Genomic DNA, 19,079 nt, shown 5'->3' with positions numbered 1-19,079 from the left:
CATGACTGAGGAGCCCTCTACCGACGCCGGGCGCAAAGCGCGCCCGACGATCTACGACGTTGCCAAAGCCGCCGGAGTCGCACCTTCCACCGTATCCAGGGCGTTCTCTCGCCCTGGCCGCGTCAACGCCGAGACCGCAGAGCGAATCAGACAGATCGCCGCTGGCATGGGCTACCGCACCAACCCCCTCGCCAGAGCGCTACCGACCGGTAAGACCTCGCTGCTCGCGATCATCGTCGCCGATGTGACCAACCCTTTCTTCTTCGAGCTGCTGCGCGGCGCGGAGGATGCAGCGACCAAGGCCGGCTACACGCTGCTGGTCGCCGATGTGCAGGAATCTGTCGAGGCCGAGCGACAAGCGCTCGACCGCGTGTTGCCCATGGTCGAGGGCGTTGTGCTCGCCACCTCTCGCATGTCCGACTCGTCCATCCGTGTCGCCGCGAAGCAGCGCCCGACAGTGGTGCTCAACCGCTCGATGAGCGATATCGCCAGCGTCGCGACAGACAATGCGCGCGGCATGCGCCGAGCCGTCGAGCATCTCGGCACACTCGGACACACCGGCATCACGTACGTCGCGGGCCCCGACGCGTCGTGGGCCAACGGCATCCGGTGGCAGGCGCTGCGCGAGGCGTGCCATGAGCTCGGGCTCCGCGCACGACGCATCGGACCCTTCTCTCCGACACAGGCCGGCGGACTCTCCGCAGCCGGTGAACTCACCTCGTCGCCGAGCACGGCCGTGATTGCCTACAACGATCTGCTCGCGATCGGTCTAATGCGCGGACTGCAGAGTCTCGGCATACGCATTCCTGAAGACGTCTCGGTTGTCGGCTTTGACAACATCTTCGGCGCAGACTTCTGCACCCCGCAGCTGACAACAGTTGCCGCGCCCCTTCGCCAACTCGGAGCCGTCGCCGTGCAGATGCTGCTTGATGATCTGCGTGGCACGCCTCGGATTCCGCGCACGTCGCCCGGAGGCCCGCTGAAGACGGCACTATTGCCCGCTCGCCTTGTCACCAGGGCGTCCACGGGGCCAGCGAACCCGACGAACGACTGGCCCAACGGCGGCCGTCCGGCGTTCACGGACGACGACGACAGCTGACCCAGGGGTATCAGCATCCCGATCACGAGCGCGAGGCAAAGCATGGCAACTGGTTGCCAAGATCTCGATGCAGATGGATGAATGTATAAAACCGGTCGTTGCAGACCGCTGTCCCCACACTCACAGCATTTCAAAGGAGAACTTCATGCGAAGCAATACTCGGATCGCCTTCATGGCGGCCACCGCGATCGCAGCGCTCACCCTGGCCGGATGCTCCGGCACCGGTGCCGACAGCGACGCCGGCGACAGCGCCGACGGCGGCAGCACCAGCACCACCGTCATGAAGCTGGCACTTAACCAGCCTGAGACCCACCCCTCATACATCGCGCTCGAAGCCTTCGGTGAGCAGCTCAAGGAGGCCACCGACGGCCGCTGGGACATCGAGGTGCACGCGAACAGCACCCTCGGCAACCAAGACGAGTACCTGCAGTCCGTCAGCCAGGGCGTCATCGACCTCGCGATTGTCTCGGCGCCGCAGCTGGAGAACCTCAACGAGGACTTCGTCCTCTTCAGCCTTCCCAAGGTCTTCGACAACATCGACCACCAGATGTCGGTGCTGGACGATAAAGAAATCGTCGGCGACGTGTACTCATCGCTCGAGGAGAGCAACAACATCTCCGTCGTAGGCGGCCTCACACAGGGTGAGCGCAGCATCTACACCAAGGACGGCATCGTCGAAACGCCTGCTGACCTGGCGGGCAAGAAGATCCGCGTACAGGAGAGCCCCGTCTTCCTCGCGATGATCGAAGCCCTCGGCGCATCGCCCACACCGTTGCCGTTCGGCGACGTGTACAGCGGTCTGCAGTCCGGCGTCGTCGACGGCGCTGAGAACAACGAGATCTCGTACTTCAGCAACAAGCACCACGAGGTCGCACCCTACTTCTCGCTGACGCGTCACCTGGTCGGTGCGGACTTCCTGATCATCAACAGCGACACGCTCGCCGAGATGTCAGACGAGGACCGCGCGGCCTTCGACGAAGGCTGGACCGCGGCATGGGAGCACCACACCGAGCTGTGGAAGACCGACACCAAGACGGCCATCGCCGATGCTGAGGCCGGCGGCGCCGAGTTCGCCGAGGTCGACACCGAGGCCTTCGCAGAAGCCCTCGAGCCCCTGATCGACGAGTTCCTCACCGAGGACTCCCAGATCGCTCTTTACGAAAGTATCCGCAGCGCTGCAGAGTAAGACTTGACGCACCCGGCGAGGGCGCAGGGCGGTCGCTTAGACCGCCTGGCGTCCTCGCCGGTCCGCTCAGGCTCCATCCCGCAACGACGACGTGCGAAATCGGCGACAGCATCCTGCTGTCAGGCCGGAACGGAGGACACCGTGACCACGAACCCACCCGATGACGCCGGCGAGGCGAACCCTCCGGCCGGTGCCACCCGCTGGCATGGCCTGATGGCTGTGCTTGGCACTGCCCGCAAGGGCGTTGATCGACTGCTCGGATGGCTGTGCATCATCGTCTTCGTGGCGCTGGTCGTCATCGTAGCCTGGCAGGTCTTCACCCGCGAGGTGCTCAACAACACCGCACCGTGGACGCAGGAGGCCGCACAGTACAGCTTCGTCATCCTGGCGATGATCGCTGCGGCGTATGTCTTCTCCGAGCGAGGGCACATCGCGGTCGAGATCCTCATCGAGAAGCTCCCGCTGCGCGCACGTCGCGCTGCCGCTGTGGTGATCGAGCTCATCGTGATCTTCTTCATCGTCGCAGTGTTCATCATCGGCGGCATCGCCGTCGCCCAGAACTCCTGGCAGCAGAGCCTCTCATCACTCCCCTTCACAATCGGGCAGATCTACCTGATCATGCCGATCGCTGGAGTGCTCATCCTCTTCTACTCCATCGTGCAGATCATCGGCCTCCTCGCCGGTGTCGAGGATCCCACCCCCGACACCAACGACATCAGCGAGGCGATCTGACATGGACACCATCACACTCGTCGCGTCGATCGTCCTGATCGCCGGCATCGCCATCGGTATCGCCATCGGCCTGCCCGTCGCCGTAGCCATGGGCCTGCCCTCGGCAATCGCGATCTTCATCCTCCTTGGCGACTGGGAGGGTGCGACATTCACTGCGTCCCAGAAGATCTTCCAGGGCAGCAATTCTTTCAGTCTGCTCGCGATACCGTTCTTCATACTCGCCGGCGGACTCATGAACACCGGCGGCATCGCCGCCCGCCTCATCGATCTGGCCCAGGTCGTCGCCGGTCGCCTGCCCGCATCGCTCGCGCAGACCACCATCGTCGCAAACACGATGTTCGGCGCAGTCTCTGGCGCTTCGGTCGCCTCTGCCGCTGCGATCGGCACCGTCATGACACCGCGGATGCGTCGAGAGAAGTACGACCCGGCATTCTCCGCAGCCGTTAACGCTGCGTCGTCACCGGCCGGGATGCTGATCCCGCCGAGCAACACCTTCATCGTGTATTCGCTCGTCTCGAGCACCTCGATCGGCGCGCTGTTCATGGCCGGTATCGGACCGGGCCTCATCTGGGCACTGGTCTGCATCGTGGTCGTGGCCCTCTACGCCCGCAAGCACCCCGAGCTGCGCCTCCCCAAGGGAACGGTGCGCCCGAGCTTCGGACAGGTCACGATCGTCTTCCTGAAGGCACTGCCCGCGCTGCTGATGATCTTCGTCGTCATCGGCGGCATCCTCAGCGGTTTCTTCACCGCGACCGAATCCGCTGTGATCGCCGTACTGTATTGCTTCTTCCTCGGCCTGATTCAGCGCACACTGCCGATCAAGGAACTGCCGAAGATCATCCTCGAGGCCTCCAAGGTCACCGGCATCATCATGCTTCTGATCGGCGTCTCCGGCATCCTCGGCTACGTGCTCGCGTTCGCTCGCATCCCGCAACTGGTGACCGAGGGACTGCTCGGATTCACCGACAACGTGGTAGTTGTGCTGATCATCATCATGATCGTTCTCCTGCTCGCCGGCACCGTGATGGACCCGACACCGGCAATCCTGATCTTCACGCCGATCTTCCTGCCTGTCGTCGTCGCCATGGGCGTCAGCCCGATCCACTTCGGCGCGATGATGGTCTTCAACATGTGCCTCGGGAACATCTCGCCCCCGATCGGCAACAACCTGTTTGTCGCCGCCCGCGTCGCGAACGTGCGCCTGGAGAAGGTCATCGCGCGGCTCTGGCCGTTCTTCTGGGCACTCGTGGTCGGCCTGTTCATCGTCGCGTTCGTACCTGCGCTGTCGATGTGGCTGCCGGAGACTCTCGGCCTGATCCGCTGAGCGTTGACCAGCTGAGGCTGTCGGCAACTGCATCGCATTCGCCGACAGCCTCAGTGCTGCGTCTAGCCGACTACGGTCATCTCATTCGGAACCTCCGGCAGCTCCGCAGCGGCAAGCTGTTCACCTGTGGTGGCATCGATCGCGAGGATCGTGCTGTTTGCGGCATCCGTCACGTAGACGACGTCGTCATAAGCAGCAATCGCCGGGTGCGGCTGCTGCCACTCGGAGGGCCCCTCCCAGGCATCGATCGCGTCGTAGGATGCCGTGATCGCACCGGTCGCCGGATCGATGACGTGCAGCTGTCCGTCGGAGCCGATAAGCACGGCGTCACCATTTTCCACACGGGTCACGCCGCGGAAGGTGTAGCTGATCCCCTCTGGAAGCTCGGCTTTCTCGAGGGTCTTCGCCTCGGTGTCGATCAGCGCGATGTCCGTCAGGAGGTAACCCTCAAGGTCGGGGTCATCCTTGTAGTCCATGACGACAAGCGGGCTGTTCTCGGAAACGTACGCGTTGCCGATGCGGCCGAAGTCATCCGGCGAGGTGAGCTTGGTGATCGCTCCGTCGTCGAACACGAGCGCGCCGTTCTCGCAGCCGAAGACGACCGCCTCATGCTGCGCGGTGCCCTCGCCGTGAACGCCGGGGCATTCGGCGCTGATCGCGATCTCAGTGCCAGCGGCATCAACGGCACGGATGCCGGTGCGGCCACTCGCGTCGCCGACGGTCGTCACGAAGGTGCCATCCTCCAGCAGCACCGATACACCGTGGTGAGCCTCGACCCCTTCGATGACCTGCGCCTCCGGCAGGCTGCCGTCGACATCGGCGAGGGATGCCGTGTCGAAGATGGTGGTGTCGCTAGTCGCGTCGTCGTAAAGCACGGTCTTGCCTCCGTGTCGGACGACGTGTCCGGCGGCGTCCGCCTCGATGACCAGGTCGGTGAGCTCTGGCTCGCGCACATTGAGCAGCTGGAAGCCCTCTGACGTGGTCACGAACGCGTGACTCCCGTCGCCCGCGTCGTTGAGCCGGACGAATTCTTCGGTCGGCAGGTCATCGATCACCTCGAGAGTCTCACCGTCGACGACGAGCACGCCTCCGGCGTAGGCCACCACGACGCGCGGTCCGTCTGCGGCGGCATCCGAAGTGGCGGGAGCATCCGAGGTGGTCGGAGCGGAGCCCGGAGATTCCGCCGCTGGTTGGGCACTGCACCCTGCCAGCAGTAGCGCGGTGACTCCCGCGCCGGCCGCGAATCGTGCGGTTCGGTTCAGCTGTGTCATTGTGTTCCTTTCGTGTCGCCCTTTCAGGCGGTGGTCGTTTCAGGGGGGGCTTTTCAAGGGGGTTCAGGCGGAGTTCAGCGGTTGAGGCCCGCTGTGATGCGCTCGGTGTTGACGCGCAGCATGTCGAGGTACGTGTCGCCGGGTTCTCCGGGCGGCGCGAGTGACTCGGTGATGAGCTCGACGACGGCTACCTCGCGGTCGGCCTCCTCGGCGAGCACCTGCACGAGTCGGTCGGGTTGCGAGGACTCGGCGAAGATCGTGCGGACCCCGGCAGCGTCGATCGCGTCGACGAGTTCCTGGAGGTCAGCGGGGCTGGGTGCGGCGAGCGTGGTGCCACCGGGGATGGCTGCCCCCAGCAGCGTCACGTCGTACCGGCGAGCGAGGTAGCCGAAGACATGGTGATTGGTCACGAGCGCGCGGCGCTCTGCCGGAATCTCCGCCAGCGCGTGCGCCATCTGATCGTCGATCGAGACGAGAGCCTCCCGGTATGCCGCCGCTGCGGCCAGCACATCCGCCCGCCCCGCACCGGCGAGCTCCGCGAGTGTCGGCGCAAGCGCGTCGAGGATGAGGATCATCTGCGCAGGGTCGGTCCAGAAGTGCGGGTCAGGGCCTGCGCCCTCCGCGTACTCGAGAACCTCGACATGATCACCCGCCGCCACGACGGGCACGCCCTCCGCGGCTGCGGCGTCGACGTGCTGCGCGAGTCCCTCCTCGAGACCGAGGCCGTTCGCCACGATGAGCTCTGCGTCTCGCAGACCAGCAGCCTGCTGCGCGGAAAGCTCGAAGGAGTGCGGATCGGCGCCGGGCGCCATGAGCGTGATGACCTCCAACTGATCGCCCGCGATCTCGGAGACCACGTCGCCGAGGATGTTCGTCGTGACGTAGACGCGTGGCCGGTCGGCATCCATCACAAAACCAGTGCAGCCGGCGAGGCCGACGGTGACGGCTGCCGCCGCCAGCACGGCAGCAGTGATTCTGCGCACGCGGTTCATCGGCCTGTCCCAGCGAGACGCAACGGCGACGTCGCCGACTCGAACACGCGGGCGATGCGCGCATTGTCGGCCGCGTCGATCTCCCACATCACGTTCTCTGCCGGACCGTTCAGATACGCCCGGTTCTGATCGACGACGAGGGTCACGCCCGTCGCGAGCTCAGGGTCAGCGAGGGATGCCGCGACGAGAGGCGCGGTCCTGGCGACGATCTCGCCGTCAGAGAGCACGAGTACCGAGCCGTCCGCAGCCAGGGCAAGCACTCGTTCCGCCTCATCATCAACCGCTGCAACCTGCACGATCTCCTCCCCGACATCGTGGAACGTCCAGCTGCGTTCGCGGGTGTCAAGCAGCCACACTCCCTCATCCCCTGCGAGTGCGGCCACGGTCGGGCGTGCCTTCCGCGCGTCGAAAGCGGTCGCCATCGGCGCAGCGTCCACGGGGTACGGAACTCGTTCCCATTTCTCGGGATCGCCACCGACGGCGAGCGCCGCTCCGTCTGCACATCCGATGACGACGCCGACGACCGTCGTGATGCTTCCCGCCGCGTTCGCGCACGGGATGGGGTCCCCCGCTGTTCCGTCCGCGGCGACGATGCGCAGCGTCTGCGCCGTTCCCTCGGCATCCGCCTCAGTCATGACCGCGCCAGTGGTCAGCGGACTGACGAGACCCACGTGCGGCTCGACAGGAATGCGGAAGTCCTCAACGATCTGCCCCTCGGCCAGCGCCGGAGTGTCGATCAGCACGGCTTCATCGTCGAACAGGATGCCGGCGCCTGTCTCTCCGGCGGTCACTGTCGCGAGGCCGCTGCCTTCGATCTCTCCGATCACGTGCGAAGGCGCTTCGTAGTAATGGAAGTGGTCGATGTGGCTCCAAGTCCAGACGCCGCTGTCGATGACGGTCACCGATCCGTTCCGTATGCCGAAGAGGTACCGCCCGTCCGTCACGAGGTCATCAATCGGCTCGATCTCGGCGAGGACCGAGGACTCTTCGTCGAGGAGGTCGAGGTGATGCACAGTTCCCTCCGCGTCCACGGTGGTCAGATGCAGAGCGGGTTCTGCGAGCTCGTGCGCGCCCGCAATCTCGCCATGGCTGTCCTCGATGGCGGTGCCCGCCGACGGGTCGGAGCTGGCAGGGGCTGCAGCGCATCCGACAAGGGCGAGCAGCAGGATGCCGGATACTCCGGCGGCACGGTATTTCATGCGGTCTTTTCGGTGAGGGCGCGACGGCGCCAGGTGATGTGGGCTGACAGCAGCCCGTGGAGCGCAGCGGACGCTGCGGCCGACAGGATCGCGACGAAGGCGATCGTGGCGCCGGCGGCGGTGCCTGCGTGCCAGGAGACGAGGAGACCGATGGCGACGGACGCGGTGCCGATGAGTGCGGCGAGTGCCATGGTCGAGGGGATGCGCGTGGCCCAACGCCCTGCGGCGACGGCAGGACCGAGCAGCATGCCGACGACGAGCAGCGAGCCGACGGCCTGATAGGCCGCGACGACGGCAAGTGTGATGAGTCCGACCAGGAGCACGTGCGCGATCCGGGGGTGGAGCCCCAGCAGCTGCGCCTGCCGCGGGTCGACGGTCACTGCAACGAACGAGCGGTGGCCTACGACTGCGACAGTCAGCGTGATGACGGCCACGATTGCGAGCGTGAGTATGTCTGACGGTTCGGCAGCGAGGATATCGCCGAACAGGATGGCTGTCGCATCCGTCGCGAAGCTGCGCGAGGCAGAGATCACAATCACGCCGAGCGCGAGGCTGGCTACGAAGAGCAGTCCGATGCTGGTGTCGGCGGAGAGTCGTCCCCGCCGCTGAAGTACGCCGATGCCTACGGACATGCCGGCGGCGCTGACCGCTGCGCCGAGAATCGGCGGAATGCCGAGCAGCGTCGCGACGGCGATGCCGGGGAGCATTCCGTGCGCCATGGCCTCTCCGAGGAACGCCATCCCACGGAGCACGACCCAGGTGCCGACAACGGCGCAGATCACCGCGACGAGCGCGCCGGTCAGCAGTGCACGCTGCACGAAGGAGACGGTGAATGGATCAAGCAAGGAGGACACAGTGAGTGACTGTAGCAGGTTATTGAGAATGATTTTCATTTGCAATAATGGGTGGCGTGACCACGTCCTCTCTCCTCTTGCCGACCACTCGGGTGCTCTCGCTGCGCGACATCGCGGTCGACCTTGATGGTCACCCTGCCCTGCGTGGCGTCGATGCGGAGGCACATGCCGGGCGTCTGCTCGCTGTCGTCGGAGCCAACGGCTCAGGAAAATCGACCCTGCTCGCGGTGGCAGCAGGACTCATCACACCGCATCGCGGAATCGTGGATATGCGGCCCGGTCTCCGCATCGCGCTCGTGCCGCAGTCGACTCCGCTCGCACCACACCTGCCACTGAGCGTCACCGACATCGTCGCGATGGGCACCTGGGGTCAGCTCGGTGCGTGGCGGCCGGCGCGCCGGGCAGATCGAGACCGCATCAAAGACGCGATCACCACTGTCGGTCTCTCCGACCTCGCCCGGCGCCCTATCGGCACGCTCTCCGGCGGGCAGCGACAGCGCGCACTTCTGGCACAGGCGCTCGTACAACGCGCCGATCTTGTGCTGCTCGATGAACCGATGGCCGGGCTCGACTCGCGGTCCCGCGCGATCATCGCGGAAACGATCGATGAGCTCGCCGCGACGGGATCTGGCGTCGTCGCCGTCACGCACGACATCACGGAGTTCACCGCTGTCGACGACGTCCTAGAGCTTCAGGACGGGCGGATGATCAGAGCGTCGTAACCTCGGCGTGCGGCATCCGCATCTGCATCACGCGCACCGCCTCCGGGTTGTCATCGACGAGCACGGCGTCGCGTCCAAGCGCGGATGCCACCGCTCCCGTGGTGCCACTGCCGGCGAAGAGATCGAGCACACGGTCGCCTGGACGACTGGAGGCCTGCACGATCCGGCGAAGGATCCCCTCGGGCTTCTGCGTCGGATAACCAGTCTTCTCCTTGCCGGTGGTGGGCACGATCGTGTGCCACCAGACGTCGGTGGGGAGCTTGCCTCTGGCCGCCTTCTCCGCCGTGACGAGGCCAGGCGCCATGTACGGCTCGCGATCGATGTCGTCGGCGTTGAAGACATGCCGGCCAGGGGTTTTCACGTAAACGAGGATCGTGTCGTGCTTGGTCGGCCAGCGGCGCCGCGACTTCGCACCGTAGTCGTAGGCCCAGATCAGTTCGTTGAGGAAGGCCTCGCGCCCGAAGACGGCATCGAGCATGACCTTGGCGTAGTGCGCCTCACGATAATCCAGGTGCAGATACAGCGTGCCGTCGTCGGCGAGCAGGCGCCAGGCCTCCTCCAGTCGCGGCATGAGGAAGTCGCCGTAATCGTCGAAGCTGTCGTCGTAGGTGCGCAGCATGCCGCGCACGCGCTCGTACTCGTGGCCGTGGAAGCCGTGCCGGATCTCCTTCGGCGGCGCTTCCGGTTCATAGCTCCTCAGAACTTCGTCGGAGTCAGCGGTTTCGGCGACATCCGCGGCTGAACCGGCCGGTTCTTGAGGAGTTATGGACGTTCGACGAGCCGTCACCACCTGCCTGCTCTGCGTGCGGCCCGTGTTGAAGGGCGGGTCGAGATAGACGAGCGTGAAGGATGCCGATGGCAGTGATCGCGCAGCGGTGAGGTTGTCGCCGTGGAGGATCGATACGGATCCAGGCTGAGGCTGGGGGACTGATTCCGACGAGCGCGGGCCGGAGGCGGGTGTGGGGGTCACGGCACCCGATGCAGCCACGCATCGGTCGCGAACTTCGACTCCACGAGCGCCTCGGCGTCGGCGTACTCATCCGCCGTGATCGCACCGTCTTCGGCATCTGTCAGCGAACGGAACGTCGCCTTGAAGCTGTCAATGATCTCGGCGCGACTGAGCCCGGTCTGGGTGCGCAGCGGGTCGACGCGCTTGGCGGCCGAAGTAGTGCCCTTGTCGCTGAGCTTCTCGCGCCCGATGCGCAGCACCTCGGTCATGACCTGCCCGTCGATGTCGTACGAAATCGTGGCATGGTGCAGCACGCCGCCGTTGGCGAGACGCTTCTGCGCGGCACCGCCGATCTTCCCGGTGGGACTCGCGATGTCATTGAGCGGCTGATAGGTCGCGTCGATACCGACGGTGCGCAGCGCCTGCAGCACCCAGTCATCGAGGAACGCATAAGAATCGGCGAACGTCATGCCCTGAACGAGGGATGCCGGAACGTACAGCGAGTAGGTGATGATCTGCCCCGCCGCCATGAGCATCGCGCCGCCGCCGGAGATGCGACGCACGACGTCGAAGCCGTGCTTGGCAGCCCCCTCAGGGTCGACCTCGTTGCGGTACGACTGGAATGAGCCGATCACGACCGCGGACTCATCCCACTCCCAGATCCTCAGCGTCGGGCGGCGACGCCCCTCACCGACGCGGGAGGTGAGCACCTCATCGAGGGCGAGGTTCATCCGTGGTGAGACGGCCTTCTCATGCACGATCTCCCAGTCAAAGTCGCGCCAGCCTGGTGCGGTGATGAGTGCGCGGCGCACGGCCGTGCCGACCGATTCCGGGTTGAACCCGAGCAATTGGGCACCATCAGGCAGTGCTGCTCGAACCGCAGCGGCGATGGCCGTGGCATCCGATTCCGCTGGCAGCCCGTTGACGGCCGCGTTGATGTCTTCGAGCGCGCTGTCTGGCTCGAGAAAGAAATCGCCAGCGAGGCGGAAGTCGCTCAGCCTGCCGTCTTCGATCTCGACGTCGACGACCACGAGCTTTCCACCTGGAACCTTGTATTCACCATGCACGAGTCCAGCTTAAGCCGCTCTCGTCAGGACCGGGCTGGCACGTGCTTATCGAGCCAGGCGAGCAGGTCAGCGCGAACCTCTTCCTGCTGCAGTTCGTTGAAGATCTCGTGGCGCGCATCGGGGTAGACGAGGGTCGTGACATCTGTCTGGCCAGAGCGCGTGCGGTATGCCTCAGCGAGCTTGTGCACGCTGTGCGGCCCACCCGCAGGGTCATCACGACCGACCATCAGCAGCATCGGAATGTCGCGCCCGCCCTTCGACGGGTTCAGAGCCTTGCTCGGGAGGCCGTAGATCTTGACCCCTTCAATCAGGCCGAACAGCCTCCGAATCGGCACATTCGTCGTCAGTGGATCATCGTCGAAGGCCTTACCGACGGCGGGATCGCGGCTTAGCCACTCGTAGCCGGTGGCAGCCGTCCCCTCCCATCGGGCATTCAACGGACCGGCGTTGAGATCGCGCGGAGTGCGCAGCCCGGAACCGGAGAGGATGACGGCATCCCACGCCTGTGGATGGTCGTTGACCAGCATCTGTGCGAGAAACGATCCCCAGGAATGGCCGAGCAACACGAGCGGCAGGTCAGGATGCTCGGCACGGATGATCCCGGTCAGCTGCCAGATCGCATCCTTGGCCGCGTTCATCCCGCCCTTGCCGAGCCTGCCGAGCTTCGCAGGGCCCCCATGCTGACGGATGCCGGTGCGCCCATGACCGCGGTGGTCATCTGCGTACACGGTGAAACCCGCCGCGGTGAGAGCACCGATCAACGCGCCGTAGCGACCGGCGTGCTCGCCGACGCCATGTATCAACTGCACCACGCCTCGTGGTTCGCCCTGTGCGGAGTGGACGTCGTAGACGATCACGACGCCGTGCGCGTCGGTGAACTCCGAAGTCTGGGGCATGGGTCGAGTCTACGGACGCGGCGGCAAACGGCTAGTCCTGTGTCAGAGTCCGACTCAGAGTCCGAGCGCCGCTCGCACCGCAAACGCGGCGTCGCGGTCGGTGACCTCATACCCTCCGACGCCGTCGGCAGCCGATCCCATCCGCACGCCACCACCGCCGCCACCGTCGACGACAACGTTGCGCTTGGCGGAGAAGTGCAGCGCGTCGACGCCCGCGGCGGCCAAAGCCGCCGCACTCGATGCGTTCACACCACTGCCTGCCATGATCTCGATGCGACCATCCGCGGCTACCGCCATTGCACGCAGCGTTTCGATGCCATCGATGGCGGCGGATGCACCACCAGAGGTGAGCACGCGCCGCAGGCCCAGGTCGATTGCGCTGTCGAGCGTCGCCACCGGATCGGCGGTGACGTCGATCGCACGGTGCAGAGTAACGGCGGCTTCACCTGCGGCATCGCGCAGCCGAGCCATCGCGTCAAGGTCAAGCGCACCAGTGGAATCGAGCGCACCGATGACGACCCCGGCGGCACCGGCGGCAACCGCCCTCTCCACGTCACGCACTGCCAGCGCGATCTCGTCGGTGTCGTAGTGGAATCCGCCCGCGCGAGGACGAACAAGAACGTGGATCTCGGGCCCTGCCTCCCCCGCGGCGTCCAGCGCCAACTCAAGAGTGGCGGGCGACGGCGTGAGCCCGCCAAGAGCGAGGGCCTGGGCGAGTTCGACGCGCGCAGCGCCGACCTCCCGGGCGATGCGAACCCCTGCGGGATCCTGGACGGCGAGTTCGAGCGCGATGTTCACGGCATCCATTCTGCCCCCATTTTCGGAAAATTTAGTTAGACTACCTAAGTAATGACTGAACCAGACGATCCCGTACTCGCCACCGCCACTGATCTCCGCCTCGCAACCTTCCGTCTCGCTCGCCGGCTGCGCCGCGAGAGGGCGGTGGACACGCTCAGCGACGCGCAGTTCGCCGTGCTCGCATGTCTGAGGATGAACGGCCGCCTGCCGGTGGGTGAGCTGGCTCAACGTGAACGAGTGAGTGCACCGACGATGTCGAACACGGTGGATGCCCTAGCGGAAAGCGGCCTCGTCGTGAGGGTTCCCGACGAAGATGACCGTCGCCGGGTGTACATCGAGATCATGGATGCCGGCATCGAAATCGTCACCGCAACCGTGCGCAAGCGCGACGCCGCCCTCGCCGCGGCGCTGGCCGAGTTCGACTTCACCGGTGAGGAACTGGCGACACTGCGAGCAGCCTCGGCCCTGATGCGGAAGGTGGCCGAACGATGAGCGCAATGTTCCGGTCATTCTCGAACTTCAACTATCGGATCTGGTTCCTTGGCGCCCTCGTATCGAACATCGGCGGCTGGATGCAGGCCACCGCTCAGGACTGGGTGGTCCTCACCGAACTGACGGACAATGATGCCTCCGCGATGGGCATCACGATGGCGCTGCAATTCGGTCCGCCACTGGCATTGGTGAGCGTGACCGGCTGGGTCGCCGATCGGTTCGACCGACGCAAGATCCTGCTGCTGACCCAGACAGTGCTGATGATGCTCGCGATCGGTGTCGCGGCGCTGCTGCTGACCGGTGTCATGACGTTGCCGGTGATGTTCGGCTTTGCGTTGGCCTTCGGCATCACGAACGCCTTCGACGCACCGGCACGCCAGGCCTTCGTCTCAGACATGGTCACACTCGAAGACGCTTCAAATGCGGTCGCACTTAACTCTGCGTCATTCAATATGGCACGACTCATCGGGCCCGCTGTCGGAGGCCTGCTGATCGTCGTCGTCGGCACCGGATGGGTGTTCGTGTTCAACGCGGCGACCTTCCTCGCCATGCTCATCGCGCTCGTACTGATCCGTACGCGGGAGCTCCTCCCTCGAATCAAAAGCAAGGGACGAAACGGCCTCGCCGAGGGCTTCCGCTATGTATGGGGCCGGAGCGATCTCAAGATCACCTTCGTGATGATCTTCCTGATCGGAGCCTTCGGGATGAACTTCCCGATCTTCGCCTCGACGATGGCGTTGGAGTTCGGCCGTGACGCCGACGGCTACGGAATATTGAGCTCGGTACTGGCGATCGGGTCGCTGGCCGGAGCACTGCTCGCTGCCAGACGCGAGCGAGCACGGGTCAGAGTTCTGATCTTCGCCGCCGGTGGGTTCGGTGTCGCATCCATCATCTCTGCGTGGATGCCGACCTATTGGACGTATGCCACCGTGCTCATATTCGTCGGATTCTCGACGGTATCCATGCTGACAACTGCGAACGGCTACGTGCAGACCACGACCGACCCCGCGCTGCGCGGGCGCGTGTTGGCGCTGTACATGGCCGTCGTCATGGGCTCGACCCCGATCGGTGCCCCGATCGCAGGGTGGATCACGAATGCCGCCGGCCCCCGCGCCGCCATCCTTGTCGGCGGCATCGCCGGACTCGTTGCCATGGCGATCGGTGTCGCGTGGATCCTGGCATCCGGTCGCCTGCGCCGCCAGGAGAACTCACGGTTCCGGCTGACGCTCGACGAGACCCTGCCGATCTCGGTCATGCGCGTCGATCCGGTGGAGTTCAGCGACGAGGTCGCGGCTGCCACCACGCCGATCCGCACGGCGCCGAAGGGTTGAGCCGGCCGCCTGCGCCGAAGGAGCCGCCTGCGCAGACGCGGCCACTGGCGTCAACGCGGCCACGGGCGCGGGCGCGGGTAATGCGGGAAGAATAAACCCGGCTGGGATCACCTTCCCAGCCGGGTTATTCTTCCGGCGTCAGCGGCCATGTGCCCGAGCGACGGCGCCCGCGGGCCGCGCTCAGCCTTCCAGCACCAGCCGCAGCTGCTCCAGCGCCCAGTCGATCTCGGTCGCGCGGATCACGAGCGGTGGGGCGATGCGGATCGTCTGGCCATGAGTGTCCTTTACGAGCACGCCGCGCTCCATCAGCTTCTCGCTGATCTCGCGTCCGGTTCCACGTTCGGGGTCGATATCGACTCCGGCCCAGAGACCAGCAACGCGGATGCCGATGACTCCATGTCCGACGAGTTTCTCCAGCCCGGTAGCCAGGTGAGCGCCGAGCGTCTTCGCGCGCTCCTGGAACTCTCCGGTCTCCAGCAGCTCGACCACGCGCAGTCCGACGGCAGCGGCCAGCGGGTTGCCGCCGAAGGTCGAACCGTGCTCGCCGGGGCGAATGACGCCCAGCACATCGCGGTTGCCGACTACCGCAGACACCGGCAGGATGCCGCCGCCGAGTGCCTTGCCCAGCAGGTAGAGGTCGGGCACGACGCCTTCGCGATCGCACGCGAATGTCTCGCCGACGCGGCCGAGCCCCGCCTGGATCTCATCGGCGATGAACAGCACATTGCGCTCATCGCAGAGCTCCCGGATGCGACGCAAATACCCCTCCGGCGGGACGATGACGCCCGCCTCACCCTGGATCGGCTCGACCAGAATCGCCGCGGTGTCATCCGTGATGGCTGCGGCGATAGCATCCGCATCTCCGAAGGGCACCACGTCGAAACCCGGCGTGTAGGGTCCGAAGTCATCGCGTGCCGACTCGTCATCGCTGAAGCTGACGATGGTCGTCGTGCGGCCGTGGAAGTTGCCGGCCGCCACGATGATGCGCGCCTTCTCGGGCGCGATGCCCTTGACCCGGTAACCCCACGCCCTGGCAACTTTGATGCCGGTTTCGACGGCCTCTGCGCCGGTGTTCATCGGCAGCACAAGCTCTTTGCCGCACATGCGCGCGAGTGCCTCTGAGAACGGTTCGAGCCGGTCGCTCATGAACGCACGGCTGACGAGGGTGACCCGGTCGAGCTGTTCGGTCACCGCAGCGATGAGCTTCGGATGCCGGTGGCCAAAGTTCACGGCCGAGTATGCCGCGAGCAGGTCGAGGTAGCGCTTGCCTTCTATGTCGGTGACCCACGCGCCCTCAGCTGAGGCGATCGTGACGGGCAGCGGGTGGTAGTTCTCGGCGACGTGTGCCTCGGTGTGCACGGGGGTGGTCGAAGCGGTCATGCGCTCTCCTCCTGCTCCGCCGCGCGCAGCTCGAGCGTGCAGCACTTGATGCCGCCGCCACCGAGCAGCAGCTCGGATAGGTCGACGGTGATGGGGTTGTATCCGCGTTCGCGCAACTGAGCCTCGAAGCCCTTCGCCCGCGGCGAGATGATGACGTTGTATCCGTCGCTGGCGGAGTTCAGGCCGAAGACGGATCCGTCCTCATCCGAGACCAGGATGGCGTCCGGAAAGCGACTCTCGAGGATCGCGCGGCTGGCGTCATCGAAGGCACCGGGCAGATACGCGATGTTCGCGTGCTCTGGACCGCCGTTCTGTTCGCCTTGCACCGGGTCGAGCACCGTGAGCGCGGTGTCGAGGTGGTAGAAGCGCGGGTCGACGAGGTTCAGCGAGATGACCTCGCGACCGAAAATCTCGCCCACCTCGCGGTGACTGTCGCCGGTGGAGCGGAAGCCGGTGCCGGCGAGGATCGTGTCGCCGACGAGCAGGAAGTCGCCCTCTCCTTCGTTGACCTCTTCGGGCTCGATCGTGTCGTAGCCATTCGCGCGGAACCAGTCCGCGAATGCCGGGGCTTCGCCGGCACGCTCTGTGAAGCGGAACTTCGGCACGTAGGCGCGTCCTTCGATCACGAATCCGCCGTTGGCCGTGTAGACCATGTCCGGGTAGCCGGCGAGCGGCTCGATGAGCTCGACTTCATGGCCGAGCTGGAGGTAAAGGTCGTACAGCATCTGCCACTGCGCAACGGCCCTCGCCGTGTTGGTGGGCTTGGCCGGCTCCATCCACGGATTGATCGTGTAGCTGACCGTGAAATGCTCCGGCCTGCACATCAGGTAGCGGCGGTGCTGCGCCGTGCGTGCGGGGGCGGCTGCGGGTGCGGTGATCGTTTCGGGCGTCGACATCTGTCTCCTTGAGAGGGATGCGGCGGACGCTGTCCAGGGGCCAGGCGGAAGTTCGACCCTCCGCTCATCGCAGAGACGAGGGGGAAGATGCGACGCTGGCACGCCAGTTCTCATTGTGGCATCCGCGACTGTGTGCGCGCCAGAGGCGGATCCGTCTCGTGGTAAGAGCGGAGCGAGTCTCGTCGAACGACGCTTCACTATGCGAGCACGACGACCTTCCCGACCGTGTGCCCGGATTCCAGGCGGGCGAGCGCAGCGCCTGCTTCAGAGAACGGCCGGACACTCTCAATCACCGGCGAGATCCGACCACTCACCGTCAGCTCGACGAGCTGGTCGATCACCGCTGACTTCGATACCGCCACCAGTGCGCGGATGCGTCGGCGTGAACCGATCGACAGCACCGCGCCGCGTAGCATCCGCGGGATCGGCCCGAACAAGCGGCCGTTGCCGGCCGCGCACATCACGAGCGTGCCTGGCACTGCCAACAATCGTCGCAGCTGCCCGAGCGGCGCGGAAGCTGCCAGGTCGATGATCGCGTCGAAACTACCGACCGGCAGCTCAGCCACTGATGTCGAGCGGTAGTCAAACGTGCGGGTCGCCCCGAGGCCCTCGACGAGCGCACGATTGCTGGCGCCGCAGGTGGCCCACACCTCCGCTCCGCGCGAGACCGCGAGCTGCACGGCAAAAGTTCCGACTCCCCCAGATGCGCCCAGAACGAGCACCCGATGGCCGGCCGATACGGCTGCGAGATCGAGCGCCTGAACGGCTGTGCCGCCGGCGATCGGCAGCGTTGCGGCCACGACGGGATCCAGATCGACGGGACGCGTCGAGAGCCTGTCGGCACGCACCACGGCGAAGGACGCCAGGCCGCCACCCCCGTTCAGTTCGGCGATGACTTCTTCCCCCAGCCTGTCCGCTGAGACTCCGTCGCCGACCGCGACGACGGTGCCCGCGACATCCATCCCGCGAATCGGTTGCTTCGGTCCGCGCAACCCGAAGGCGAGGCGCACGAGCAGCGGATCGCCGAGCATCAACCGCACGTCCCCTGCGTTGAGTGCCGTGGCGCGGATCTTCAACAACACCTCGTCCTTGCCGGGCGTGGGAACGGATGTCTCCACCGACCGAACACCGTCTGCGGAGCCGTAGTCCGAACGGCTCCACGCCGTCATACTCGAGGGAATTACTACAGCGTTCATGTCAGCCTTCCGGGTACTGGAAGAGGTCGTCTATACCAACCTCGAATGCGCGGGCGATCTGGAATGCGAGTTCAAGCGTCGGTGAGTATTTCCCCTGCTCGATCGCGATGAGTGTCTGACGTGTCACGCCGATGCGGCGAGCGAGTTCGGCCTGGGTGATGCCGGCATCCTCACGACGCACGCGGATGCCATTTGTCACGAGGGTGGGCTTGACCATCAGACGAGGCCCCGTCGGTAGGCGATCACACGGGCGATGCCGCCGATGATCGCCGAGACGGCGAAGCCGAGGAACATCGTGTTCGCGATCCAGAAGACATCGGCCCCGACGGCACACAGCACGATGACGCCGAGCCCCGCGATGACGAGAAAAGCGTGTTCGACTCGGCCGCCCAGTCTGCTGATGTCCACGTCTCGCACATCGGATGCCGTGGCCGACTCACGGTCACGTGAACCGACGACGATGCCCCAGATGATCGTGAGCAGGATGCTGAGGGCGATGCCGCCTCCGATGGCCCAGAGCATAAGCGGCCACCAGTCGGCATCCGTCAGCGCGTCACCACCGGACTGACCGAGAACCAGGGCGACATAGGTGACGAGGGTGGCGACCGCGGCGACGATTCCCGCCCAAGCGGCGCGCTCGTGATAGACCATGAGAACTCCTTGATGTAAAAGATTCTTGACACCTGAAATGTAGC

General features: G+C 65.5%; 20 protein-coding genes. 7 read left to right on the top strand and 13 right to left on the bottom strand.

Translation table 11 applies throughout. The annotated features are described in order from the left end of the window. The first annotated feature begins 1 nt into the window (after position 1). From AC1C2O_RS15425 to AC1C2O_RS15410, 4 genes are all read left to right on the top strand, one after another. Entirely contained in the window at positions 2 to 1,099 is a 1,098-nt protein-coding gene (locus AC1C2O_RS15425) for a LacI family DNA-binding transcriptional regulator (protein ID WP_495431323.1), read from the top strand. A gap of 145 nt (positions 1,100 to 1,244) precedes the next feature. Continuing rightward, the gene (locus AC1C2O_RS15420) at positions 1,245 to 2,285 is read left to right on the top strand and encodes a TRAP transporter substrate-binding protein (protein ID WP_495431322.1); all 1,041 of its coding nucleotides are present in this window, start codon (positions 1,245 to 1,247) and stop codon (positions 2,283 to 2,285) included. Between the two features lie 141 nt (positions 2,286 to 2,426). Next, complete coding sequence (locus AC1C2O_RS15415; protein ID WP_495431321.1) at positions 2,427 to 3,017, top strand: TRAP transporter small permease; 591 nt, start codon at positions 2,427 to 2,429, stop codon at positions 3,015 to 3,017. A gap of 1 nt (position 3,018) precedes the next feature. After that, positions 3,019 to 4,341: a TRAP transporter large permease gene (locus AC1C2O_RS15410; protein WP_495431320.1), complete on the top strand. Its 1,323-nt coding sequence runs from the start codon at positions 3,019 to 3,021 to the stop codon at positions 4,339 to 4,341. 62 nt (positions 4,342 to 4,403) lie between these two features. On the opposite strand, the gene AC1C2O_RS15405 is transcribed toward AC1C2O_RS15410, so the two are convergent. The 4 genes from AC1C2O_RS15405 to aztB all read right to left on the bottom strand — a co-directional run bounded on the left by AC1C2O_RS15405 (position 4,404) and on the right by aztB (position 8,657). Beyond that, entirely contained in the window at positions 4,404 to 5,612 is a 1,209-nt protein-coding gene (locus AC1C2O_RS15405) for a hypothetical protein (protein ID WP_495431319.1), read from the bottom strand. A gap of 74 nt (positions 5,613 to 5,686) precedes the next feature. Beyond that, a complete protein-coding gene (locus AC1C2O_RS15400; RefSeq protein WP_495431318.1) occupies positions 5,687 to 6,604 on the bottom strand; it encodes a metal ABC transporter solute-binding protein, Zn/Mn family in 918 nt (305 codons plus the stop codon). Then, positions 6,601 to 7,803: a hypothetical protein gene (locus tag AC1C2O_RS15395; RefSeq protein ID WP_495431317.1), complete on the bottom strand. Its 1,203-nt coding sequence runs from the start codon at positions 7,801 to 7,803 to the stop codon at positions 6,601 to 6,603. Before AC1C2O_RS15395 ends, AC1C2O_RS15400 begins: the two co-directional genes overlap by 4 nt. Then, the gene (gene aztB / locus AC1C2O_RS15390) at positions 7,800 to 8,657 is read right to left on the bottom strand and encodes a zinc ABC transporter permease AztB (RefSeq protein WP_495431316.1); all 858 of its coding nucleotides are present in this window, start codon (positions 8,655 to 8,657) and stop codon (positions 7,800 to 7,802) included. The genes AC1C2O_RS15395 and aztB overlap by 4 nt, the downstream gene beginning before the upstream one ends. Positions 8,658 to 8,713: 56 nt before the next feature. Between aztB and aztA the strand changes: the two genes are divergently transcribed. Beyond that, entirely contained in the window at positions 8,714 to 9,379 is a 666-nt protein-coding gene (gene aztA, locus AC1C2O_RS15385) for a zinc ABC transporter ATP-binding protein AztA (protein ID WP_495431315.1), read from the top strand. On the opposite strand, the gene AC1C2O_RS15380 is transcribed toward aztA, so the two are convergent. From AC1C2O_RS15380 to AC1C2O_RS15365, 4 genes are read right to left on the bottom strand one after another with little or no spacing between them, the layout of a single operon-like run. Next, positions 9,366 to 10,349 (bottom strand): DNA-methyltransferase, encoded by a 984-nt coding sequence (locus AC1C2O_RS15380; protein WP_495431314.1) that lies wholly within the window; start codon positions 10,347 to 10,349, stop codon positions 9,366 to 9,368. The genes aztA and AC1C2O_RS15380 overlap by 14 nt on opposite strands. Then, positions 10,346 to 11,395 carry a lipoate-protein ligase LplAB gene (gene lplAB, locus AC1C2O_RS15375; protein ID WP_495431313.1) on the bottom strand — a complete coding sequence of 350 codons (1,050 nt, stop codon included), beginning with the start codon at positions 11,393 to 11,395 and terminating at the stop codon, positions 10,346 to 10,348. Before lplAB ends, AC1C2O_RS15380 begins: the two co-directional genes overlap by 4 nt. A 23-nt stretch (positions 11,396 to 11,418) precedes the next feature. Then, positions 11,419 to 12,291: an alpha/beta fold hydrolase gene (locus AC1C2O_RS15370; RefSeq protein ID WP_495431312.1), complete on the bottom strand. Its 873-nt coding sequence runs from the start codon at positions 12,289 to 12,291 to the stop codon at positions 11,419 to 11,421. A 54-nt stretch (positions 12,292 to 12,345) separates the two neighbouring features. Beyond that, positions 12,346 to 13,098 carry a copper homeostasis protein CutC gene (locus AC1C2O_RS15365; RefSeq protein WP_495431311.1) on the bottom strand — a complete coding sequence of 251 codons (753 nt, stop codon included), beginning with the start codon at positions 13,096 to 13,098 and terminating at the stop codon, positions 12,346 to 12,348. Positions 13,099 to 13,140: 42 nt separating this feature from the next. On the opposite strand from AC1C2O_RS15365, the gene AC1C2O_RS15360 reads away from it, so the two are divergent. Continuing rightward, positions 13,141 to 13,581, top strand: coding sequence for a MarR family winged helix-turn-helix transcriptional regulator (locus AC1C2O_RS15360; RefSeq protein WP_495431310.1), 441 nt, complete (start codon positions 13,141 to 13,143; stop codon positions 13,579 to 13,581). 5 nt (positions 13,582 to 13,586) lie between these two features. Beyond that, entirely contained in the window at positions 13,587 to 14,912 is a 1,326-nt protein-coding gene (locus AC1C2O_RS15355) for an MFS transporter (protein WP_495431751.1), read from the top strand. Positions 14,913 to 15,092: 180 nt separating this feature from the next. On the opposite strand, the gene rocD is transcribed toward AC1C2O_RS15355, so the two are convergent. The 5 genes from rocD to AC1C2O_RS15330 all read right to left on the bottom strand — a co-directional run bounded on the left by rocD (position 15,093) and on the right by AC1C2O_RS15330 (position 19,035). After that, positions 15,093 to 16,292 carry an ornithine--oxo-acid transaminase gene (rocD, locus tag AC1C2O_RS15350; RefSeq protein ID WP_495431309.1) on the bottom strand — a complete coding sequence of 400 codons (1,200 nt, stop codon included), beginning with the start codon at positions 16,290 to 16,292 and terminating at the stop codon, positions 15,093 to 15,095. After that, the gene (ddaH, locus tag AC1C2O_RS15345) at positions 16,289 to 17,188 is read right to left on the bottom strand and encodes a dimethylargininase (RefSeq protein WP_495431308.1); all 900 of its coding nucleotides are present in this window, start codon (positions 17,186 to 17,188) and stop codon (positions 16,289 to 16,291) included. The genes rocD and ddaH overlap by 4 nt, the downstream gene beginning before the upstream one ends. Before the next feature lie 197 nt (positions 17,189 to 17,385). Further along, positions 17,386 to 18,384 (bottom strand): NAD(P)-dependent alcohol dehydrogenase, encoded by a 999-nt coding sequence (locus AC1C2O_RS15340; protein WP_495431307.1) that lies wholly within the window; start codon positions 18,382 to 18,384, stop codon positions 17,386 to 17,388. 1 nt (position 18,385) lies between these two features. Beyond that, positions 18,386 to 18,601 (bottom strand): helix-turn-helix transcriptional regulator, encoded by a 216-nt coding sequence (locus AC1C2O_RS15335; RefSeq protein ID WP_495431306.1) that lies wholly within the window; start codon positions 18,599 to 18,601, stop codon positions 18,386 to 18,388. Further along, the gene (locus tag AC1C2O_RS15330; RefSeq protein WP_495431305.1) at positions 18,601 to 19,035 is read right to left on the bottom strand and encodes a hypothetical protein; all 435 of its coding nucleotides are present in this window, start codon (positions 19,033 to 19,035) and stop codon (positions 18,601 to 18,603) included. Before AC1C2O_RS15330 ends, AC1C2O_RS15335 begins: the two co-directional genes overlap by 1 nt. Positions 19,036 to 19,079 lie beyond the last annotated feature (44 nt).

The sequence above is a fragment of the Microbacterium sp. Y355 genome (assembly GCF_059445345.1).
This window is presented reverse-complemented; position numbering and strand designations above follow the sequence as displayed.

What these genes read in the sequence shown, in the direction of transcription:
- AC1C2O_RS15425 (WP_495431323.1), top strand. Translation starts at nt 2, where the DNA reads ATGACTGAGGAGCCCTCTACCGACGCCGGGCGCAAAGCGCGCCCGACG.
- AC1C2O_RS15400 (WP_495431318.1), bottom strand. Translation starts at nt 6,604, where the DNA reads ATGAACCGCGTGCGCAGAATCACTGCTGCCGTGCTGGCGGCGGCAGCC.
- AC1C2O_RS15335 (WP_495431306.1), bottom strand. Translation starts at nt 18,601, where the DNA reads ATGGTCAAGCCCACCCTCGTGACAAATGGCATCCGCGTGCGTCGTGAG.
- AC1C2O_RS15420 (WP_495431322.1), top strand. Translation starts at nt 1,245, where the DNA reads ATGCGAAGCAATACTCGGATCGCCTTCATGGCGGCCACCGCGATCGCA.
- ddaH (WP_495431308.1), bottom strand. Translation starts at nt 17,188, where the DNA reads ATGTCGACGCCCGAAACGATCACCGCACCCGCAGCCGCCCCCGCACGC.
- AC1C2O_RS15370 (WP_495431312.1), bottom strand. Translation starts at nt 12,291, where the DNA reads ATGCCCCAGACTTCGGAGTTCACCGACGCGCACGGCGTCGTGATCGTC.
- AC1C2O_RS15330 (WP_495431305.1), bottom strand. Translation starts at nt 19,035, where the DNA reads ATGGTCTATCACGAGCGCGCCGCTTGGGCGGGAATCGTCGCCGCGGTC.
- AC1C2O_RS15365 (WP_495431311.1), bottom strand. Translation starts at nt 13,098, where the DNA reads ATGGATGCCGTGAACATCGCGCTCGAACTCGCCGTCCAGGATCCCGCA.
- AC1C2O_RS15395 (WP_495431317.1), bottom strand. Translation starts at nt 7,803, where the DNA reads ATGAAATACCGTGCCGCCGGAGTATCCGGCATCCTGCTGCTCGCCCTT.
- rocD (WP_495431309.1), bottom strand. Translation starts at nt 16,292, where the DNA reads ATGACCGCTTCGACCACCCCCGTGCACACCGAGGCACACGTCGCCGAG.
- AC1C2O_RS15340 (WP_495431307.1), bottom strand. Translation starts at nt 18,384, where the DNA reads ATGAACGCTGTAGTAATTCCCTCGAGTATGACGGCGTGGAGCCGTTCG.
- AC1C2O_RS15360 (WP_495431310.1), top strand. Translation starts at nt 13,141, where the DNA reads ATGACTGAACCAGACGATCCCGTACTCGCCACCGCCACTGATCTCCGC.
- AC1C2O_RS15405 (WP_495431319.1), bottom strand. Translation starts at nt 5,612, where the DNA reads ATGACACAGCTGAACCGAACCGCACGATTCGCGGCCGGCGCGGGAGTC.
- AC1C2O_RS15355 (WP_495431751.1), top strand. Translation starts at nt 13,587, where the DNA reads ATGTTCCGGTCATTCTCGAACTTCAACTATCGGATCTGGTTCCTTGGC.
- AC1C2O_RS15410 (WP_495431320.1), top strand. Translation starts at nt 3,019, where the DNA reads ATGGACACCATCACACTCGTCGCGTCGATCGTCCTGATCGCCGGCATC.